The organism is Bradyrhizobium sp. (genome assembly GCF_035652035.1).
Lineage (GTDB): Bacteria > Pseudomonadota > Alphaproteobacteria > Rhizobiales > Xanthobacteraceae > Bradyrhizobium.
This window is the reverse complement of record NZ_DASREO010000097.1, coordinates 51,031-67,284: the sequence shown is the minus strand read 5'-3', so window position 1 is coordinate 67,284 and position 16,254 is coordinate 51,031. Positions and strand designations below refer to the sequence as shown.

General features: G+C 61.4%; 10 protein-coding genes and 3 tRNA genes. 11 read left to right on the top strand and 2 right to left on the bottom strand.

The window, feature by feature from the left end; genetic code table 11:
• Nucleotides 1–215: 215 nt before the first annotated feature.
• Nucleotides 216–1,715, top strand: coding sequence for an NAD(P)H-hydrate dehydratase (locus VFB05_RS26445; RefSeq protein ID WP_325017921.1), 1,500 nt, complete (start codon nt 216–218; stop codon nt 1,713–1,715).
• A gap of 27 nt (nt 1,716–1,742) precedes the next feature.
• Here VFB05_RS26445 and VFB05_RS26440 read toward each other — a convergent pair whose 3' ends face one another.
• Nucleotides 1,743–3,002: a multicopper oxidase family protein gene (locus tag VFB05_RS26440; protein WP_325017919.1), complete on the bottom strand. Its 1,260-nt coding sequence runs from the start codon at nt 3,000–3,002 to the stop codon at nt 1,743–1,745.
• Nucleotides 3,003–3,190: 188 nt separating this feature from the next.
• Between VFB05_RS26440 and VFB05_RS26435 the strand changes: the two genes are divergently transcribed.
• From VFB05_RS26435 to VFB05_RS26405, 7 genes are all read left to right on the top strand, one after another.
• Nucleotides 3,191–3,275 (top strand) — tRNA-Leu (locus VFB05_RS26435).
• A gap of 284 nt (nt 3,276–3,559) precedes the next feature.
• Complete coding sequence (locus VFB05_RS26430; protein WP_414643323.1) at nt 3,560–5,248, top strand: methyl-accepting chemotaxis protein; 1,689 nt, start codon at nt 3,560–3,562, stop codon at nt 5,246–5,248.
• Nucleotides 5,249–5,545: 297 nt separating this feature from the next.
• Nucleotides 5,546–6,907, top strand: coding sequence for a trigger factor (gene tig, locus VFB05_RS26425; RefSeq protein ID WP_325017914.1), 1,362 nt, complete (start codon nt 5,546–5,548; stop codon nt 6,905–6,907).
• A 285-nt stretch (nt 6,908–7,192) separates the two neighbouring features.
• Nucleotides 7,193–7,831, top strand: coding sequence for an ATP-dependent Clp protease proteolytic subunit (locus VFB05_RS26420; RefSeq protein WP_325017912.1), 639 nt, complete (start codon nt 7,193–7,195; stop codon nt 7,829–7,831).
• Nucleotides 7,832–8,277: 446 nt separating this feature from the next.
• Nucleotides 8,278–9,552: an ATP-dependent Clp protease ATP-binding subunit ClpX gene (gene clpX, locus VFB05_RS26415; protein ID WP_325017910.1), complete on the top strand. Its 1,275-nt coding sequence runs from the start codon at nt 8,278–8,280 to the stop codon at nt 9,550–9,552.
• A 305-nt stretch (nt 9,553–9,857) separates the two neighbouring features.
• Complete coding sequence (gene lon / locus VFB05_RS26410) at nt 9,858–12,287, top strand: endopeptidase La (RefSeq protein WP_325017908.1); 2,430 nt, start codon at nt 9,858–9,860, stop codon at nt 12,285–12,287.
• Nucleotides 12,288–12,424: 137 nt separating this feature from the next.
• A tRNA-Val gene (locus tag VFB05_RS26405) sits at nt 12,425–12,501 on the top strand.
• Between the two features lie 48 nt (nt 12,502–12,549).
• Here the strand turns inward: VFB05_RS26405 and VFB05_RS26400 are convergent.
• Complete coding sequence (locus VFB05_RS26400) at nt 12,550–12,753, bottom strand: hypothetical protein (RefSeq protein WP_325017906.1); 204 nt, start codon at nt 12,751–12,753, stop codon at nt 12,550–12,552.
• 369 nt (nt 12,754–13,122) lie between these two features.
• On the opposite strand from VFB05_RS26400, the gene VFB05_RS26395 reads away from it, so the two are divergent.
• From VFB05_RS26395 to VFB05_RS26385, 3 genes are all read left to right on the top strand, one after another.
• Nucleotides 13,123–14,616, top strand: a complete 1,494-nt coding sequence (locus tag VFB05_RS26395; RefSeq protein WP_325017904.1) for a cache domain-containing protein — start codon at nt 13,123–13,125, stop codon at nt 14,614–14,616.
• Nucleotides 14,617–14,728: 112 nt separating this feature from the next.
• Nucleotides 14,729–15,850: a hypothetical protein gene (locus tag VFB05_RS26390; protein ID WP_325017902.1), complete on the top strand. Its 1,122-nt coding sequence runs from the start codon at nt 14,729–14,731 to the stop codon at nt 15,848–15,850.
• A 7-nt stretch (nt 15,851–15,857) separates the two neighbouring features.
• Nucleotides 15,858–15,928, top strand: a tRNA-Val gene (locus tag VFB05_RS26385).
• The last annotated feature ends 326 nt before the right edge of the window (nt 15,929–16,254 follow it).

Sequence of the window (16,254 nt, the reverse complement as noted above, 5' to 3'; positions counted from 1 at the left end):
AAAGCAGGGTCTATGCCAAATCGTTAAGATGTGAGATTCGTTAATTTCATCAGCCTCTTAGAGGATGCCGAAAGGTCGTACTTGGGAATCGATCAATCATAGTGCAGCACTGAAATTAGGCAAATAGACCAAATGATGTGCGGCGATCCCGGCTTTGCCGGGCGTTGAATCGAAAAATTGCCTTCAGAAAAGGCGTTTCTGTCAGGGGATTGGGCATGGAAGTTCTGACGACAGCCGAGATGGAGCGTGCCGATCGGCTCGCGATCGCGGCCGGCACGCCGGGCTTCTCGTTGATGCTGAGCGCGGGTCAGGCCGTTGCTGCCGCGGCCATGGATATGGTCGAGGAGGGGCCGATCCTGGTGATTGCCGGCCCCGGCAACAATGGCGGCGACGGTTTTGTCGCCGCGGCCGAACTCGCCGCGCGGGGCCGAGAGGTTTCCGTCATTCTGCTCTGCGACCGTGAGAACCTGCAAGGCGATGCGGCGTCCGCGGCGCGGGGCTGGAAATATCCGGTGCTGCCGTTCAATCCGCATGCGATCGGCAGGCCCGCGCTGATCATCGACGCGCTGTTCGGCGCCGGTCTTGACCGCCCCGTCAAGGATGAGCCGTTCGACATGATCCAAGCGATCAATGCCAACGGCGCGCCGGTTCTCGCCGTCGACCTGCCGAGCGGCATCAACGGCACGTCCGGCGCCATCATGGGAACGGCCGTGCGCGCCACCGAGACCGTCACCTTCTTTCGCCGCAAGCCTGCGCACCTGCTGATGCCCGGCCGCATCCATTGCGGACGCGTGCGTGTCGCCGACATCGGCATCGATGCGGGCGTGCTGACCGAAATAGCGCCGAAAACCTTCGAGAATGTTCCCTCGACCTGGGGCAGCGCGTTCCCGATCCCGACAATCGATGGGCACAAATACGACCGCGGCCATGTCGTTGCGGTGTCCGGCGGGATCGCCGCGACCGGCGCGGCGCGATTGTCCGCGCGCGGCGCGTTGCGCGCCGGCGCAGGCCTGGTGACGCTGGCCTCGCCGCGCGATGCGCTTTCCGTCAACGCCTCGGCGCTGACGGCGGTGATGGTCCATCCGATCGACACTGCAAACGAATTCGCCGAACTGCTCACCGACAAGCGGCTCAACGCCTATGTGATCGGGCCCGGCGCGGGCGTCGACGAGCGAACGCAGGATTTCGTGCTCTCGGCGCTATCGGCGAAGCGTTCGATCGTACTGGATGCCGATGCGCTCACCAGTTTTGCAGGCAATCCCGAGCGTCTGTTCGAGGCGATCAGGCATTCGTCCGATCCGCAAGTCGTGCTGACCCCGCATGAGGGGGAGTTTCCACGGCTGTTCAGCGATATGAGCAACAAGCACTCGCTGCGCTCCAAGCTCGAGCGGGTGAGGGATGCCGCCGAACGTGCTGGCGCGGTCGTGCTCTTGAAAGGACCGGACACCACGGTCGCTTCGCCCGACGGCCGCGCCACCATCGCCGCCAACGCGCCGCCGTGGCTTGCCACCGCAGGCGCGGGCGATGTGCTGTCGGGCATGATCGCCGGCTTGCTCGCGCAAGGCGTGCGGGCCTTTGAAGCCGCTTCGATCGGCGTCTGGATGCATGGCGAAGCGGCGCGCGAAGCCGGCCCGGGATTGATCGCGGAAGATTTGCCCGAGACGCTGCCCGCGGTGACGCGTCATCTCTATGACGAGTTCGGCATCGAGTATTAGCGACAAACGCAAAAGCGTTTGCGCGGATTACTCCACGCTGAACCAGCGCAGCAGTTTCGGCGCACTCCAATTGGTCTCCGCAGCCTCGATCAGCCAGCGTCCCAAATATTCCGCGGCAAATGCAATGCGCTGGGTTTGCCCTGCATCGATTGCGATCGTGTCGAGCCAGAACGGCTTCCAGCCGTCATCGAGCCGGTCGAGCAGGCGGAAGTGATGGCCGTGCAGATGAAAGACGGATGTCACGCTGGCGCGGTTGGTGAGCGACACGACCACCGTGCGGCCGGCTTTGGCCCGAAACGTCGGCGCCGTGCTCGCCGCAAACGCGGCCGGACGAAGCCACTCTTTCTGATCGCCACCGAAGGGAAGATCGACGCGAAGTGCGTTCTTCAGGTCGAGATGCGCGGGAAGGCCATTCGACGGCAGCGCTGATGGGGCCGGCAGATTTTCGCTTCGGATCGGCGCCTCGTCTGACAGGACCAATTGGGCGATCGGATGCGCCGCTTCGCCGTCATGCATCAGGATTTGCGAATTGCCGCTGCCCGGCGCGACGTCGACATAAATGTCCGCCCGGCCGCCGGGAGCGAGCGCAAATGCCCCGTTGCGCGCCAGAAACGGCTCGGCCGGCTGACCATCCAGCGCCATCATTGTCACGTCCTGATGTTCGATCTTCAACGCGATCACCTGGCGCGGAAGGCCATTGATGAAGCGCAGCCTCAGCCGTTCGCGCCCGCGCACCTTGATATCGCGCGAAAGCTGACCGTTGATGGTGTAGACCGGCGCGGTTCCTGCGGGATCAGTGGCGGCGGCGATAGCCGTGCCGTCGGGCCTCAGCCGCCAGCCCTCGATCAACAACACCTCATCATGATCGACTGCTACCGGTTCGCTTTCGTTGACAATCAGCGGAAGGGAGCGAAAAGGCCGCGGTGCGCCATCGCCGAGCAGGGCCGGATCGCAAAGATGCGTTCCGGCGTGACGCAGCGGGATTTGGAACTTTTCGCGGACCGATGGCGCGAGCGCAGGATGCGTGAGTAGCGGCTCGATGGATGAGACGCCGTCGATGCCGCGCCAGTTGAGAACCACAGGTGCAGAAAGCTCGTTGCCCAAGCTGGTGTCCAGGAGGTCACCGCGCTTGAAACGAAGCGCCTGATCTCCCAGCGACCACACGGCAGTCGCCGGCTGCTTCTCCCGCAAGGCGAGCTCGCCTTCCTTGCAGCGAAGCGCCAGCAGGGCTTCAGCACCGATGGCACGATTTGACGGCTGCAGAGCGATGGCCGCGAGGCTCGCCATCACCGCGCGACGGTTTGGCCGACCAATGCGATCTGAATTGTGATCCGACATGGTTGATGCGGACCACTTTCCGCATGATATGGCAAGCAGCAGGGTCCTCACGGGCGCAAATCGGAGAATTGCTGCGAAGCGGTGGCGCATGTTATAAGCCGCCGCCCGCGGCATAGCGGCCAACACCAAGCTTTCATGCGGGCGTGGCGGAATTGGTAGACGCGCTGGATTTAGGTTCCAGTGACGAAAGTTGTGGGGGTTCGAGTCCCTCCGCCCGCACCACGCTTTGCCCTCGCAGGCTACGCGTGGCACTGCGCCAGCCCGGCGAAGCGTGTCCAGAGAAGCTCACGCAAGACGCCGGCGAAGACGGACGTTGAGCCAGAACCCAGCTTAATTTCTCGCCGCGAAATATTCCTCCTACCAAGGGAAGATCGTGCGCCTCCATGCAACTTGAAGGTGGCGCTTTCTGGCCCCAAGCGGCTGGTTTCGCTTAAGAAACAGGAAAGCATGACGGGAACATAATCCTTCGATTCTTTGAAGAACGGGATTTTGGGGCGATGCTTTCGATGAAGAACCTTTCGCTCGGCATTCGAGGCCGCATACTTTTATTGTTTGCTCTTTGCACCGCTGTTTTGCTGGCGGCGGCGGCGTACGGCTTCTGGCAATATTCGGAGAGCGTTGACGTGTTCGTCACGCGCGTCGGCGCAAGCCAGGCCAATGCCGTCGACGTGCTGGCTATCGAGACGAATTTCAAGAAGCAGGTTCAGGAGTGGAAGGACACGCTGCTTCGCGGCAAGAAGCCCGAAGCGCTCGACAAGCACTGGAACGCGTTCCAGCAGCGCGAAAGTGACGTGCGCAGCGCCGGCGAACGGATGAAGGCCGGCGTGGCCGATCCACAAGCTGCGCAGCTGATCGGCCAGTTCGTCGCTGCCCACAAGGATATGGGCGAGGCCTATCGGCGCGGCTTCCAGGCCTTCAGGGATCAAGGCTATGACAGCGCCGCCGGCGACGCGGCCGTCGCCGGTATCGACCGCGCGCCCACGGAACTTCTGGGCAAGGCCAGGGAGCGCTTCATCTCGGTCGCCGACCAGGACGCGAGGCAAGCCTCCGAACGCGCGCGGATGACCACCTGGACCGTCGCCTTGCTTCTCGCTTTCGCGACGATGGTGGGCGCCGTCCTGTACATGATCGCCGTGCAGCGGGGCATTTCGCGGCCCTTGATGAGCGTCGTGGAGAGCCTGGATCAACTGGCGGGCGGTAATATCGCGACCGAAGTTTCGGGGCAGGAGCGCAGCGACGAGATCGGAAAGGTCGCCTCCGCCATCCAGATCCTCAAGGAAAAGATGGGCGAGGCCGAGCGCCTCAAGGCGGATCAGATGGCGGCCGAGGGGCGCGCTGCGGCACAACGCAAGTCGGACATACTCAAGATCGCCGACGATTTTGAAAATGCGGTCGGGCAGATCGTCGATGCCGTATCGATGGCCTCCTCGGAGCTCGAAACCTCGGCAGGTGCATTGGCCTCGACCGCCGAGCGCGCACAGCAACTCAGCATCTCCGTCGCTGCGTCGTCCAGGGACGCTTCTTCCAATGTTCAATCGGTCGCCACCGCGACGGAGGAACTGTCGTCGTCGGTTGGCGAGATCGGCCGCCAAGTCCGGGAGACAGCCCGGATTGCCAGCGAAGCCGTCAGTCAGGCGCGGGCCACGACCGACCACGTCGGTGGGCTTTCGAAGGCGGCGAGCCGGATCGGCGACGTCGTTGAACTCATCAACTCCATCGCCGGCCAGACCAACCTGCTTGCGCTCAATGCCACCATCGAGGCGGCGCGGGCCGGCGAGGCGGGCCGCGGATTTGCGGTCGTCGCAGCCGAAGTCAAGGCGCTCGCCGAACAGACCTCGAAAGCGACCGGCGAAATCGGCCAGCAGATTGCCGACATCCAAAGCGCGACCCAGCAGTCGGTGGGCGCCATCGGCAATATCAGCGCCACCATCGAACAGCTGTCGGAGATATCCGCGACGATCGCAGCCTCGGTCGAGCAGCAGGGTGGGGCGACCAAGGAAATCTCGCGCAACGTGCAGCAGGCCGCCGCCGGCACCGAGCAGGTTTCATCCAGCATCGGCGAGGTGCAGCGCGGCGCCAGCGCCACGGGCTCCGCGTCCGCGCAGGTCTTGTCGTCGGCGCGGGCATTGACCAGCGAAAGCGCTCGGCTGAAATCTGAAATGGGCCGCTTTCTCGGATCCGTCCGCTCGGCCTAGCGGACGCCGTCCTCCCTCGCCATATCCGATGCCGGGTGGGTTTTCGGCTGTTGTCGCTTGCTGGAACTGTTGATCTCCCGCCGCCATTGAGCTACCAGCGTCAGCCCATCGCCTATGCGCCGCCGGTCGCTCGGGAGCCTTCAGCGCCCCGACAATCGGACCGCCGAATAAGGCAAGAATTTCATAGGGTTCTGGAGACTACCGAAACCGCCGGCGCAAGCCACGACGCAATGCGCCATTTCAAATGAATCATCCGTCCGGCCTGTCGCCGGACTTCTCGAAAAGAAGATTGAAGCCATGCAGGTAAAGGAAACGGTCGCGGAAGGGTTGAAGCACGAGTTTCAGATCAGCGTCCCGGCGGCGGATCTCGATGCCAAGGCCGACGCGAAGCTGGTGGAATTGAAGGACAAGGTTCGCCTCAACGGATTCCGTCCCGGCAAGGTGCCGGTCGCCCATCTGAAGAAGGTCTACGGCCGCTCGGTGATGGCCGAGGCGATCGACCAAACGATCCGCGACGCCAACTCCAAGCTCTTCACCGAGCGCGGTTTCCGTTTGGCCACCGAGCCCAAGATCACCATGCCGACCGAACAGAAAGAGGTCGAGGAGCTGCTCGCCGGCAAATCCGATCTCACCTACACGGTTGCGATCGAGGTCGTGCCGTCGATTGCTTTGGCTGACTTCAAGAGCTTCAAGGTCGAGAAGCCGGTCGCCGACGTGACCGACGCCGAGGTCGAGGACGCGGTCAAGCGCATTGCCGAGCAGAACCGCAGTTTTGCGGCGAAGGGCGAGGGCGCCAAGGCCGCAAGCGGCGATCGCGTCACCGTCTCATTCAAGGGCACGGTCGACGGTACCGCATTCGAGGGCGGATCGGCCGAGAACATTCCGGTGACGATCGGCTCCAACACCTTTATCCCCGGCTTCGAGGATCAGCTGATCGGCATTGCGTCGGGCGAAACGCGCACCCTGAAGGTCACGTTCCCGGCGGCCTACGGCAACAAGGAACTCGCCGGCAAGGCGGCCGAGTTTGAAACAACCGCGTCCCAGATCGAGGCGCCGCAGGACCTCGCCATCGACGATGAGTTCGCCAAGACGCTTGGCCTTGAATCCCTCGACAAGTTGAAGCAGGCGGCGCGCGAGCGGATCGCGGCCGAATTTGCCGGCGCGACCCGTCAGCGCGTCAAGCGCGTCCTGCTCGATCGGCTCGACGAAGCCCATCGCTTCGAGGCGCCGCCGACACTGGTCGACGAAGAGTTCAATCTGATGTGGAACTCGATCAAGTCCGAAATGGAAGCGGGCGGCAAAACCTTCGCCGACGAAAATACCACGGAAGACGCCGCCAAGGAGGAATACCGCAAGATCGCCGATCGCCGCGTGCGGCTCGGGCTCGTGCTCTCCGAGATCGGCGAGAAGAACAAGATCACGGTCACCGACGATGAGGTCGGCCGCGCGGTGATCGAGCGGGCGCGCCAGATGCCGGGCCGCGAAAAGGAAGTCTGGGACTACTACCGCAACAATGCCAATGCGCTGGCCCAGCTTCGTGCACCGATCTATGAGGACAAGGTCGTCGATTTCATCCTTGAACTCGCCACCGTGACCGAAACGAAGGTTTCGCGTGAAGAGCTGTACAAAGAGGATGAGGCCGAGAAGACCGCGGCCTAACCGACTGTAAGTTCTGCGTTAAGGTTGAAGCGCAAATGAGCCGGCGGGCGAGGTCCGCCGGCTAGGCGTCTCCGGCAGAATCAGCTTGAACTGCTGGGGTAACTGACGTCCTGGCCCGGTCTTGTGGCCGGGACTGGTAAGTCGGCCTTGTGGCCGGAAAAGCCAAGACTATCTGTGAACCCGTCTCTAATTCCTGCATCACGGAACGCTCGTCCTGCCGGCCTCGCTTTCGCTTCGTATCGTCCTGCCGGTGGATACAGGTTCCTGCCAACCCTTGGGTGACTCATGCGCGATCCCGTTGAAACCTACATGAACCTCGTGCCGATGGTGGTCGAGCAGACCAACCGCGGCGAACGGGCCTACGACATCTTCTCGCGCTTGCTCAAAGAGCGGATCATCTTCGTCACCGGACCGGTCGAGGACGGCATGTCGACGCTGATCGTGGCGCAGCTTCTGTTTCTCGAGGCCGAGAATCCGAAGAAGGAAATCTCGATGTACATCAACTCGCCCGGTGGCGTGGTGACGTCGGGGCTCGCGATCTACGACACCATGCAATTCATCCGCCCGCCGGTGTCGACGCTGTGCACGGGGCAGGCGGCTTCGATGGGTTCGCTCCTGCTGGCCGCCGGCGAAAAGGACATGCGCTTCACGCTGCCGAATTCCCGCATCATGGTGCATCAGCCGTCGGGCGGCTTCCAGGGCCAGGCCACCGACATCATGCTGCACGCCCAGGAAATCCTGAACCTGAAGAAGCGGCTCAACGAGATCTACGTCAAGCATACCGGCCAGACCTACAAGGCGATCGAGGACGCGCTGGAACGCGACAAGTTCCTCACCGCCGACGATGCCAAGGCGTTCGGCCTTGTCGACAAGGTGATCGACAAGCGGCCGGAAGACCCCGCAGCGATCGCAAAAGCGAGCTGAGGGCGGCACCAACGCTGGCCAGCCGAGTTGGCTCAAGCTGGCGTTAACGGTTGCTTGCCGGGAAATGGTCCCGAAAGCGTCCCTTTTGCCATGTTCCGGCAAGGGTTCCGCTTTCGTCCCGGGTCTGGCGTGGCAATCGCGCAACGTCCGGCGATTTTTGGCCGATAGTTACCATATGGCAGTGCAAATCACGGTATTGTCACGGATAGCGCGACCCCGCCAATTAGCGAATTCTTGATAGTCGGGTGCGAGCATGGTTGGCTAGGTCGCTTAGGGTGTGCTTGCATGGGATTCGAGTTGGCCGCGATTCTCGCTGCGGCACAGGAATAGGGTCTTTTTTGGTACGGATTTTGCTCTATCTACAACGATTTGTAGAAAAGTCGGGGGGCCGGTCGTTAGCCGGGATGAGAGCAAGGTGCGGGATCGAACTGCGGACGGAGAGATGAATGAGTAAGGTTGGCGCCAGCGACTCCAAGAACACGCTGTATTGCTCGTTCTGCGGCAAAAGCCAGCACGAAGTTCGCAAGCTGATCGCGGGCCCGACCGTTTTCATCTGCGACGAATGCGTCGAACTGTGCATGGACATCATCCGTGAGGAAAACAAGTCCTCGCTGGTGAAGTCGCGCGACGGGATTCCGACGCCGAAGGAAATCTGCAAGGTGCTGGACGACTACGTCATCGGCCAGAGCCATGCCAAGAAGGTGCTCTCGGTCGCCGTCCACAATCACTACAAGCGGCTCAATCACCAGACCAAGCACAACGATGTCGAGCTCGCGAAGTCGAACATCCTTTTGATCGGCCCCACCGGTTCGGGCAAGACGCTGCTCGCGCAAACGCTGGCGCGCATCCTGGACGTGCCCTTCACGATGGCGGATGCGACGACGCTGACCGAAGCCGGTTACGTCGGCGAAGACGTCGAGAACATCATTCTGAAACTGTTGCAGTCGGCCGACTACAATGTCGAGCGCGCCCAGCGCGGCATCGTCTACATCGACGAAATCGACAAGATCAGCCGCAAGTCCGACAATCCCTCGATCACCCGCGACGTCTCGGGTGAGGGCGTGCAGCAGGCGCTGCTCAAGATCATGGAAGGCACGGTTGCCTCCGTGCCGCCGCAGGGCGGCCGCAAGCATCCGCAGCAGGAATTTTTGCAGGTCGACACCACCAATATCCTGTTCATCTGCGGTGGCGCGTTCTCCGGCCTCGAGAAGATCATCTCCGCGCGCGGCCGTTCGACCTCGATCGGCTTTGCGGCGCAGGTGCTCGCGCCGGAAGATCGCCGCACCGGCGAGATCTTCCGTCACGTCGAGCCGGAAGATCTGCTCAAGTATGGCCTGATCCCGGAATTCGTCGGTCGTTTGCCGGTCGTGGCGACGCTGGAAGACCTGGACGAGGCTTCGCTGAAGAAGATTCTCACCGACCCGAAGAACGCGCTGGTCAAGCAGTATCAGCGGCTGTTCGAGATGGAGAACATCGAACTGACCTTCGCCGACGAGGCGCTTGGCGCGGTTGCCCGCAAGGCGATCGAGCGCAAGACCGGCGCGCGTGGTCTGCGGTCGATTCTCGAAAGCATTCTGCTCGAGACCATGTTCGACCTTCCGGGCCTTGAGGGTGTGGAAGAAGTCGTGATCTCGCGCGAAGTTGTGGAAGGAACGGCGCGGCCGCTCTACATCTACGCCGATCGTTCCGACCGCGCGGTCGAGACCAGCGCCAGCGCCTGAGGTCTTCGGGCGCTTGTGATTGGCGTATTTTCAAGCGGCTGCCGAGCCTTCGGTGGCCATTTTGGGCTAATCCCAAAAGCCCCGTTTGGCCTTGTCCCACAGGCATTTTCAGCGACTTGACACCCTTACCGCAGATAGCCACCTAATGTGACTGGCGGCGCGAAAATCGCTTTGAGATTCGCGTCCGACAAAAGCCGGAGGAGGCGGCCTGATGAGGCCTTAGTTTTCCGGTCAATTCGGCACCTTGTGGCCGTTGCGCATGATGCGGATGGCGTAGCAAGGGGGCACAACAAAAGGAAAAGGCCATGACCACCCCAAAACCCCGGCCATCGATCGTTCATGGCGAAAGCCATGCCTATCCCGTGTTGCCGCTGCGCGACATCGTCGTTTTCCCGCACATGATCGTGCCGCTGTTCGTCGGCCGCGAGAAGTCGATCCGCGCGCTTGAAGAGGTGATGAAGAACGATGCGCTGATCATGCTGGCGACGCAGAAGAATGCGTCCGACGATGATCCTGCGCCCGAGGCGATTTACGAGACCGGCACGCTTGCCAGCGTTTTGCAGCTTCTGAAATTGCCCGACGGCACCGTGAAGGTGCTGGTGGAAGGGCTCGAGCGCGCGCGCGTCGAGAAATACACGCCTCGCACCGAATATTATGAGGCGACGGCGGTTGCGCTCGCCGACACCGACGCGACGTCGGTCGAAGCCGAAGCGCTTGCGCGTTCGGTCGTGTCCGATTTCGAGAGCTACGTGAAGCTCAACAAGAAGATTTCGGCCGAGGTCGTCGGCGTCGTGCAGGCGATTACGGATTTCGCCAAGCTCGGCGACACCGTCGCTTCGCATCTTGCCGTCAAGATCGCCGATCGCCAGGCAATCCTGGAGACGCTGTCGGTGACCGCACGGCTGGAGAAGGTGCTTGGCCTGATGGAGAGCGAAATCTCCGTGCTCCAGGTCGAGAAGCGGATTCGCTCGCGTGTCAAACGGCAAATGGAGAAGACGCAGCGCGAGTATTATCTCAACGAGCAGATGAAGGCGATTCAGAAGGAACTCGGCGACGACGAGGGCCGGGACGAACTCGCCGATCTCGAGGAGAAGATCTCCAAGACCAAGCTTTCCAAGGAGGCGCGCGAGAAGGCCCAGCACGAGCTGAAGAAGCTGCGGCAGATGTCGCCGATGTCCGCGGAAGCGACCGTCGTGCGCAACTATCTCGATTGGCTGCTGTCGATCCCGTGGAACAAGAAGTCCAAAGTCAAGAAGGACCTCGTTGCCGCGCAGGAAGTGCTCGACAGCGATCACTATGGCTTGGAGAAGGTCAAGGACCGGATCGTCGAGTATCTGGCCGTGCAGTCGCGCGCCAACAAGTTGACCGGGCCGATCCTGTGCCTCGTCGGTCCTCCCGGCGTCGGCAAGACCTCGCTTGGCAAGTCGATCGCGAAGGCGACCGGTCGCGAGTTCGTGCGCGTGTCGCTCGGCGGCGTGCGGGATGAGGCCGAAATCCGCGGCCACCGGCGGACCTATATCGGGTCGATGCCGGGCAAGATCATCCAGTCGATGCGCAAAGCGAAGACCTCGAATCCGCTGTTCCTGTTGGACGAGATCGACAAGATGGGCGCCGACTTCCGCGGCGATCCGTCGTCGGCCCTGCTTGAGGTTCTGGACCCCGAGCAGAACTCGACCTTCAACGACCACTATCTCGAGGTCGATTACGGCCTCTCCAATGTCATGTTCATCACGACCGCGAATACGCTCAATATTCCCGGACCGCTGATGGACCGCATGGAGATCATCCGGATCGCCGGCTACACCGAGAACGAGAAGGTCGAGATCGCGCGCAAGCACCTGATCCCGAACGCGCTCTCCAAGCACGGTCTGGACACCAAGGAATGGTCGATCGACGACGAAGCGCTGCTCTTGATGATCCGTCGCTACACCCGCGAAGCGGGCGTGCGTAACCTCGAGCGTGAGCTTTCGACACTCGCCCGCAAGGCGGTGAAGGAGTTGATGATCTCGAAGAAGAAGTCGGTCAAGGTCACCGAGAAGACGCTCGAAGACTTCCTCGGCGTGCCGAAGTATCGTTACGGCGAGATCGAGACCGACGACCAGGTCGGCATTGTCACCGGTCTTGCGTGGACCGATGTCGGCGGCGAGCTCCTGACGATCGAAGGCGTCATGATGCCCGGCAAGGGCAAGATGACGGTCACGGGCAATTTGCGCGACGTGATGAAGGAGTCGATTTCGGCGGCGGCCTCGTTTGTCCGCTCGCGCGCTGTCGGCTTCGGCATCGAGCCGCCGTTGTTCGACAGGCGTGATATCCACGTCCACGTGCCGGAGGGGGCGACCCCGAAGGACGGACCGTCGGCGGGTGTTGCGATGGCGACCGCGATCATCTCGGTGATGACCGGTATCCCGGTTCGGCATGATGTCGCCATGACCGGCGAAATCACGCTGCGCGGACGGGTGCTGCCGATCGGCGGGCTGAAAGAGAAGCTGCTCGCCGCTGCGCGCGGTGGCATCAAGACGGTGCTGATCCCCGACGAGAACGCCAAGGATCTCACGGAGATTTCCGATGCGATCAAGGGCGGGATGGACATCATTCCGGTGGCCCGGCTCGACGAAGTCGTTGCCAAGGCCCTGGTGCGGCCTCCTGTGCCGATCGTCTGGGAGGAAGACTCCGCCAAGGTGCCGGTGACGCCTGAAGCCGGCGACGAGGCCTCTGGCGGTCTGACCGCTCACTGAGGCAGTTAATACGTTAATGAAAACGGCGCCTTCGGGCGCCGTTTTTTTGCCCGCTATCCCGCACACTGCGACCCCATCCGACCTTGCGCCAAAGGGGCTCCCAAGGCTAAAAACCGCACGCGAATGTCACGGTACGTGGGCGGCTAGCTCAGCTGGTTAGAGCATCTCGTTTACACCGAGAGGGTCTGCGGTTCGAATCCGTAGCCGCCCACCATCATTCTCCGCTCCACTCCGCTCTGCTGATTTGAGGTCGCTGGCGTTTTCACGCGGCAGCGGAAGCTTGCGTCACCCCTTCCGCAAGCGGCGCTTTCAGTTCGGCGAGTTGAAGCTGCAACAGCAAGGCCAGTATCCGCGGCGGTGGTGGTGCCTGTGATCGGTCGAGCATGAACCGGAGACGTTCGCCGATCTCGTCGCAAATGGCGCGGGTATGGATTTCGCTAACAGCGCAGGAGCTTGAATCTGGCATGTCCCATGTCCTTTTCGCCGATCATGGGCCGCCGCTGCTGTTCAACTGCTTAAGCCGGGCTAGTCCTCTCGCGACAGTATCAAGTTGGGGTAAATCATCATCGAGCAATCTCGCCACAGCGCCTTAGGAGATCTTAACCATAACCAATCCTGTTTCATGCCGCAGGGGTGCGCGCTCCGGCGCCATATCATCGACATGTCATCGAAGTGTCATCCGCGTCTCTATTCGCAGATCGAAGGTGGGCTCACCTTGTCCGTTGCCCACCTCATTGTTGAATAGAAAACCCCAAATTCGACCACAAAAAGCCCCAAATGTTTTTGCAACTTGTGTTTGTAACTAGAAAAGTCATTGTGCGTAAGGACCGCGATTATGCTGCGGCGCTTTGTATCTGCGATTGTCGTATTTTTTATACTCGTTCTGGTCGCATACCCAGCCTCTGCCGCTCAATTCGGCACCCGGGACGAGGCGGTCGCCATGGTGAAGCGCGTCCAGGAGCGCTTTCGACTTGAGGGTGCTGCGAAGACATTTGCTGCGGTAACGGCGCAGCAGAAGGCGTTTCGCGATCGCGACCTTTACGTCTACATCATGAACTACGATTGCGTGATCCAGGCCCACGCTGCCCGGCAGGAATTGGTTGGCAAGAGCCTTTGGGAATTCAGGGATCAGGACGGCATCTATCCGGCGCGCAACACTGTTGAAGTTGCCAAAACCAAAGGCAGCGGCTGGACCGACTATCGCTGGACCAATCCCAAGACCGGTCTCGTGGAAGCAAAGTCGACCTATGTTGAGAAACTGGGCGACAATTTCGCGGTCGGGGTCGGCATCTACAAGGACGAACAGATCAATCAAAACACCGTATCGATCATATCGGGCAGCCCGGGATCCGATGCGACGTATCTTCAGGCCGCCTATGATCTCGCATCTGTTCTCAACAACGGCGAAACTCTTCGTATCCTTCCGGTCGTTGGAATCGGCGGCCCGCAAAACATTCGCGATGTGCGCAACCTGAAAGGCATCGATATCGGTCTCACGCAGACCAGTACCCTCAACAACTATCGGCGAGCGAACGAGACGCTCGGATTGAATGACGACAAGATTGTCTACATCACCAAGCTCTTTAACCTGGAAGTTCATATCGTCGTGCGCTCCGATATCGCTTCCCTGGATCAACTGCAGGGGCAAAAAGTCAATCTCGATGAGTTGGGCAGCGGCACCAACTACACGATGCGCGACGTCTTCAAGCGCCTGGGGATAAACATTCAGGAAGTGAACCTGCCCCAAACGGTGGCTTTGGAGAAGCTGAAGCGTGGTGAGATCGCGGCCACGACGCTGGTCGCCGGGAAGCCGACGGATTCGTTGTCACTGCTGAAGCAGTCCGATGGTCTCAAATTTCTGTCGATCCCATACGCCAAGTCACTCAATAACGATTTCCTGCCGACGGCCCTCACCAATGACGACTACCCCAACATGATCCCGGCGGGTCAGAGCGTCGAGACCATTGCGGATACGGCCGTGTTGATTGCCTACAATTGGCCGAAGAATTCCGACCGCTACAGGCGCGTCGAAATGTTTGTGAATGCCTTGTTTCCAAGAATCGATGAATTCTTTGAGCCGCCGCACCATGTGAAATGGCGAGAGGTCAACCTGGCGAGTCAGCTGCCTGGCTGGAAGAGGCTGGAAGCGGCGGAGACATGGCTCAACGTCAGCGCTGCCAAGCTGGCGGCGGAAGCACGAGCGCAGTCTGACACGCCGGCGGTGCTACGCCGGATCCGCGAAGCGTATCCCCATCAGAGTCCGGAGGAGCAGGAGAACCTTTGGAAGGAGTTCTTGAAGTGGCGTGATCAGCGGGCGCGTTCGCAGTAACAACGGCACGCACCCGTGCGAGCAGTCTGAATGGTGGATTGAAAGGCCATTGCGAGGGAGGCGAGAGCTTAAGTGCTCTCTGTATACCGTTTTGGCCGACAGGAGAGTGTTGATGAGTTCCCTGGCCAACGACGATGAGGATGCCGACAAGAAGATCCCCGATGCCTCGCCCTTGGCGAGCGAGCCACAGCGCCAGGATGAGACAAGTCGTCTCCTGGACGAGGCTGTAGCCGCAGCGCAACGGCTTGAGCGCGTGTCGAGCGAGGCAACTTCCCGACCCCCTGTTCAAACCGTGATACGGCGACCGGTGACTTTGCGGTTCGCAGAAGCGCCCGCAAGCCGAGAGCACGGCTCCGACGAGTTGGCAATTTGGGCGCCTCTCAATCCCGAGCCGATGCTTCCGCCACCTCAAGTGGAAAGGGGTTTGCCGGGCCTGGGATTGATCGTGGGCGCGGTCGGCGTAGCGGCCGCCGTTGCCTTGGTCATCGCCAATTACGTCAAGATCCCGACGGCCAACACGGCGGTTCTCAGCGAAGCTACGGCGATCGCGAGCCAGTCTGCTCCCACGCCCGTCCACGTCGTGCCTGTCCGGGTAAAGACATCAAGGGTCGAGCCGCCGCAGGCCAGCATCGAACCGGCGGAGGCGGCGGCTATGCCAGCCGCGCCAGTGCCCACCGATCCGACGGTCGCATCCACTCAGACCACCGCCGTTGCGATGGCAACCTTGGTGCCGCCGGTACCCGCCGCGCCAGTACCGGCCGCGCCGGTGGTGCCGGCCGCGCCGGTGCCAGCTGAGCCAATAGTTGTTGCATCCACTCAGACGGACGCAGTCGCGGCGCCGACGCCATTGGCGGCGGTGCAGCCGTTGGCGTCTCCCCCTGCCTTGCCGGCCCAGGCGGACGTCAGTCCGGCTCCGGCAGCTCCGGCCTCCGAACCCCGCGCATTGCCTTCGTATACGCCCGATGAGATCACGTCCTTGCTGAAGCGCAGCCAGGACTTGATTGCAGCGGGTGATATTTCGAGCGGGCGCCTGTTGCTTACCCATCTCGCCGAAGCGGGCAGCGCCGAGGCTTGTCGCAAGCTGGCCGGCACATATGACGCCGCCGTACTGGCGAACCTTGGAGTTGTCGGCGTGCGTGCGGACCCGGTGAAGGCCCGAGCCTGGTATTCAAAGGCGACCGAACTCGAATCGTCGGAGCCGAGGCAGCGGCTGCAACAATCGGCTGCTCATTGACACCAGCGGAGGTCGACTGGTTAGAGCATCTCGTTTACACCAAGAGGGTCTGCGGTTCGAATCCGTAGCCGCCCACCATCATCTCCACATCACTATTCAAGAACTCGGCCAAAGTCGGCGGCTCTTCGTCGTCGTATCGACCTTCGAGCGGTTCGCGATGTCGCCGGACCACGGGTTGGAGCCGATGAGACCGGAATCGGGAAAGCCTCCCGCAAGGATGATCGCGGCATCCCTGGAGCGTCGCGGTCGAGAGGGATGAGGCATTGTCGTGAGGGCAGGTCCTGCCGGGTTGCGGAAATCACGAATCCAAAAACGTCACATTTGGTCAGGAAAAAACCGGACTTTGACCCTGAAAATTACCGCAGGAATCAGAGGGAATGTAAGCGTCGGGCGGGGTTTGGGAT

Coding starts and splice junctions, on each gene's coding strand:
- VFB05_RS26430 (WP_414643323.1), top strand. CDS start 3,560: ATGAAGAACCTTTCGCTCGGCATTCGAGGCCGCATACTTTTATTGTTT.
- VFB05_RS26445 (WP_325017921.1), top strand. CDS start 216: ATGGAAGTTCTGACGACAGCCGAGATGGAGCGTGCCGATCGGCTCGCG.
- clpX (WP_325017910.1), top strand. CDS start 8,278: ATGAGTAAGGTTGGCGCCAGCGACTCCAAGAACACGCTGTATTGCTCG.
- lon (WP_325017908.1), top strand. CDS start 9,858: ATGACCACCCCAAAACCCCGGCCATCGATCGTTCATGGCGAAAGCCAT.
- tig (WP_325017914.1), top strand. CDS start 5,546: ATGCAGGTAAAGGAAACGGTCGCGGAAGGGTTGAAGCACGAGTTTCAG.
- VFB05_RS26390 (WP_325017902.1), top strand. CDS start 14,729: ATGAGTTCCCTGGCCAACGACGATGAGGATGCCGACAAGAAGATCCCC.
- VFB05_RS26400 (WP_325017906.1), bottom strand. CDS start 12,753: ATGCCAGATTCAAGCTCCTGCGCTGTTAGCGAAATCCATACCCGCGCC.
- VFB05_RS26420 (WP_325017912.1), top strand. CDS start 7,193: ATGCGCGATCCCGTTGAAACCTACATGAACCTCGTGCCGATGGTGGTC.
- VFB05_RS26440 (WP_325017919.1), bottom strand. CDS start 3,002: ATGGCGAGCCTCGCGGCCATCGCTCTGCAGCCGTCAAATCGTGCCATC.
- VFB05_RS26395 (WP_325017904.1), top strand. CDS start 13,123: ATGCTGCGGCGCTTTGTATCTGCGATTGTCGTATTTTTTATACTCGTT.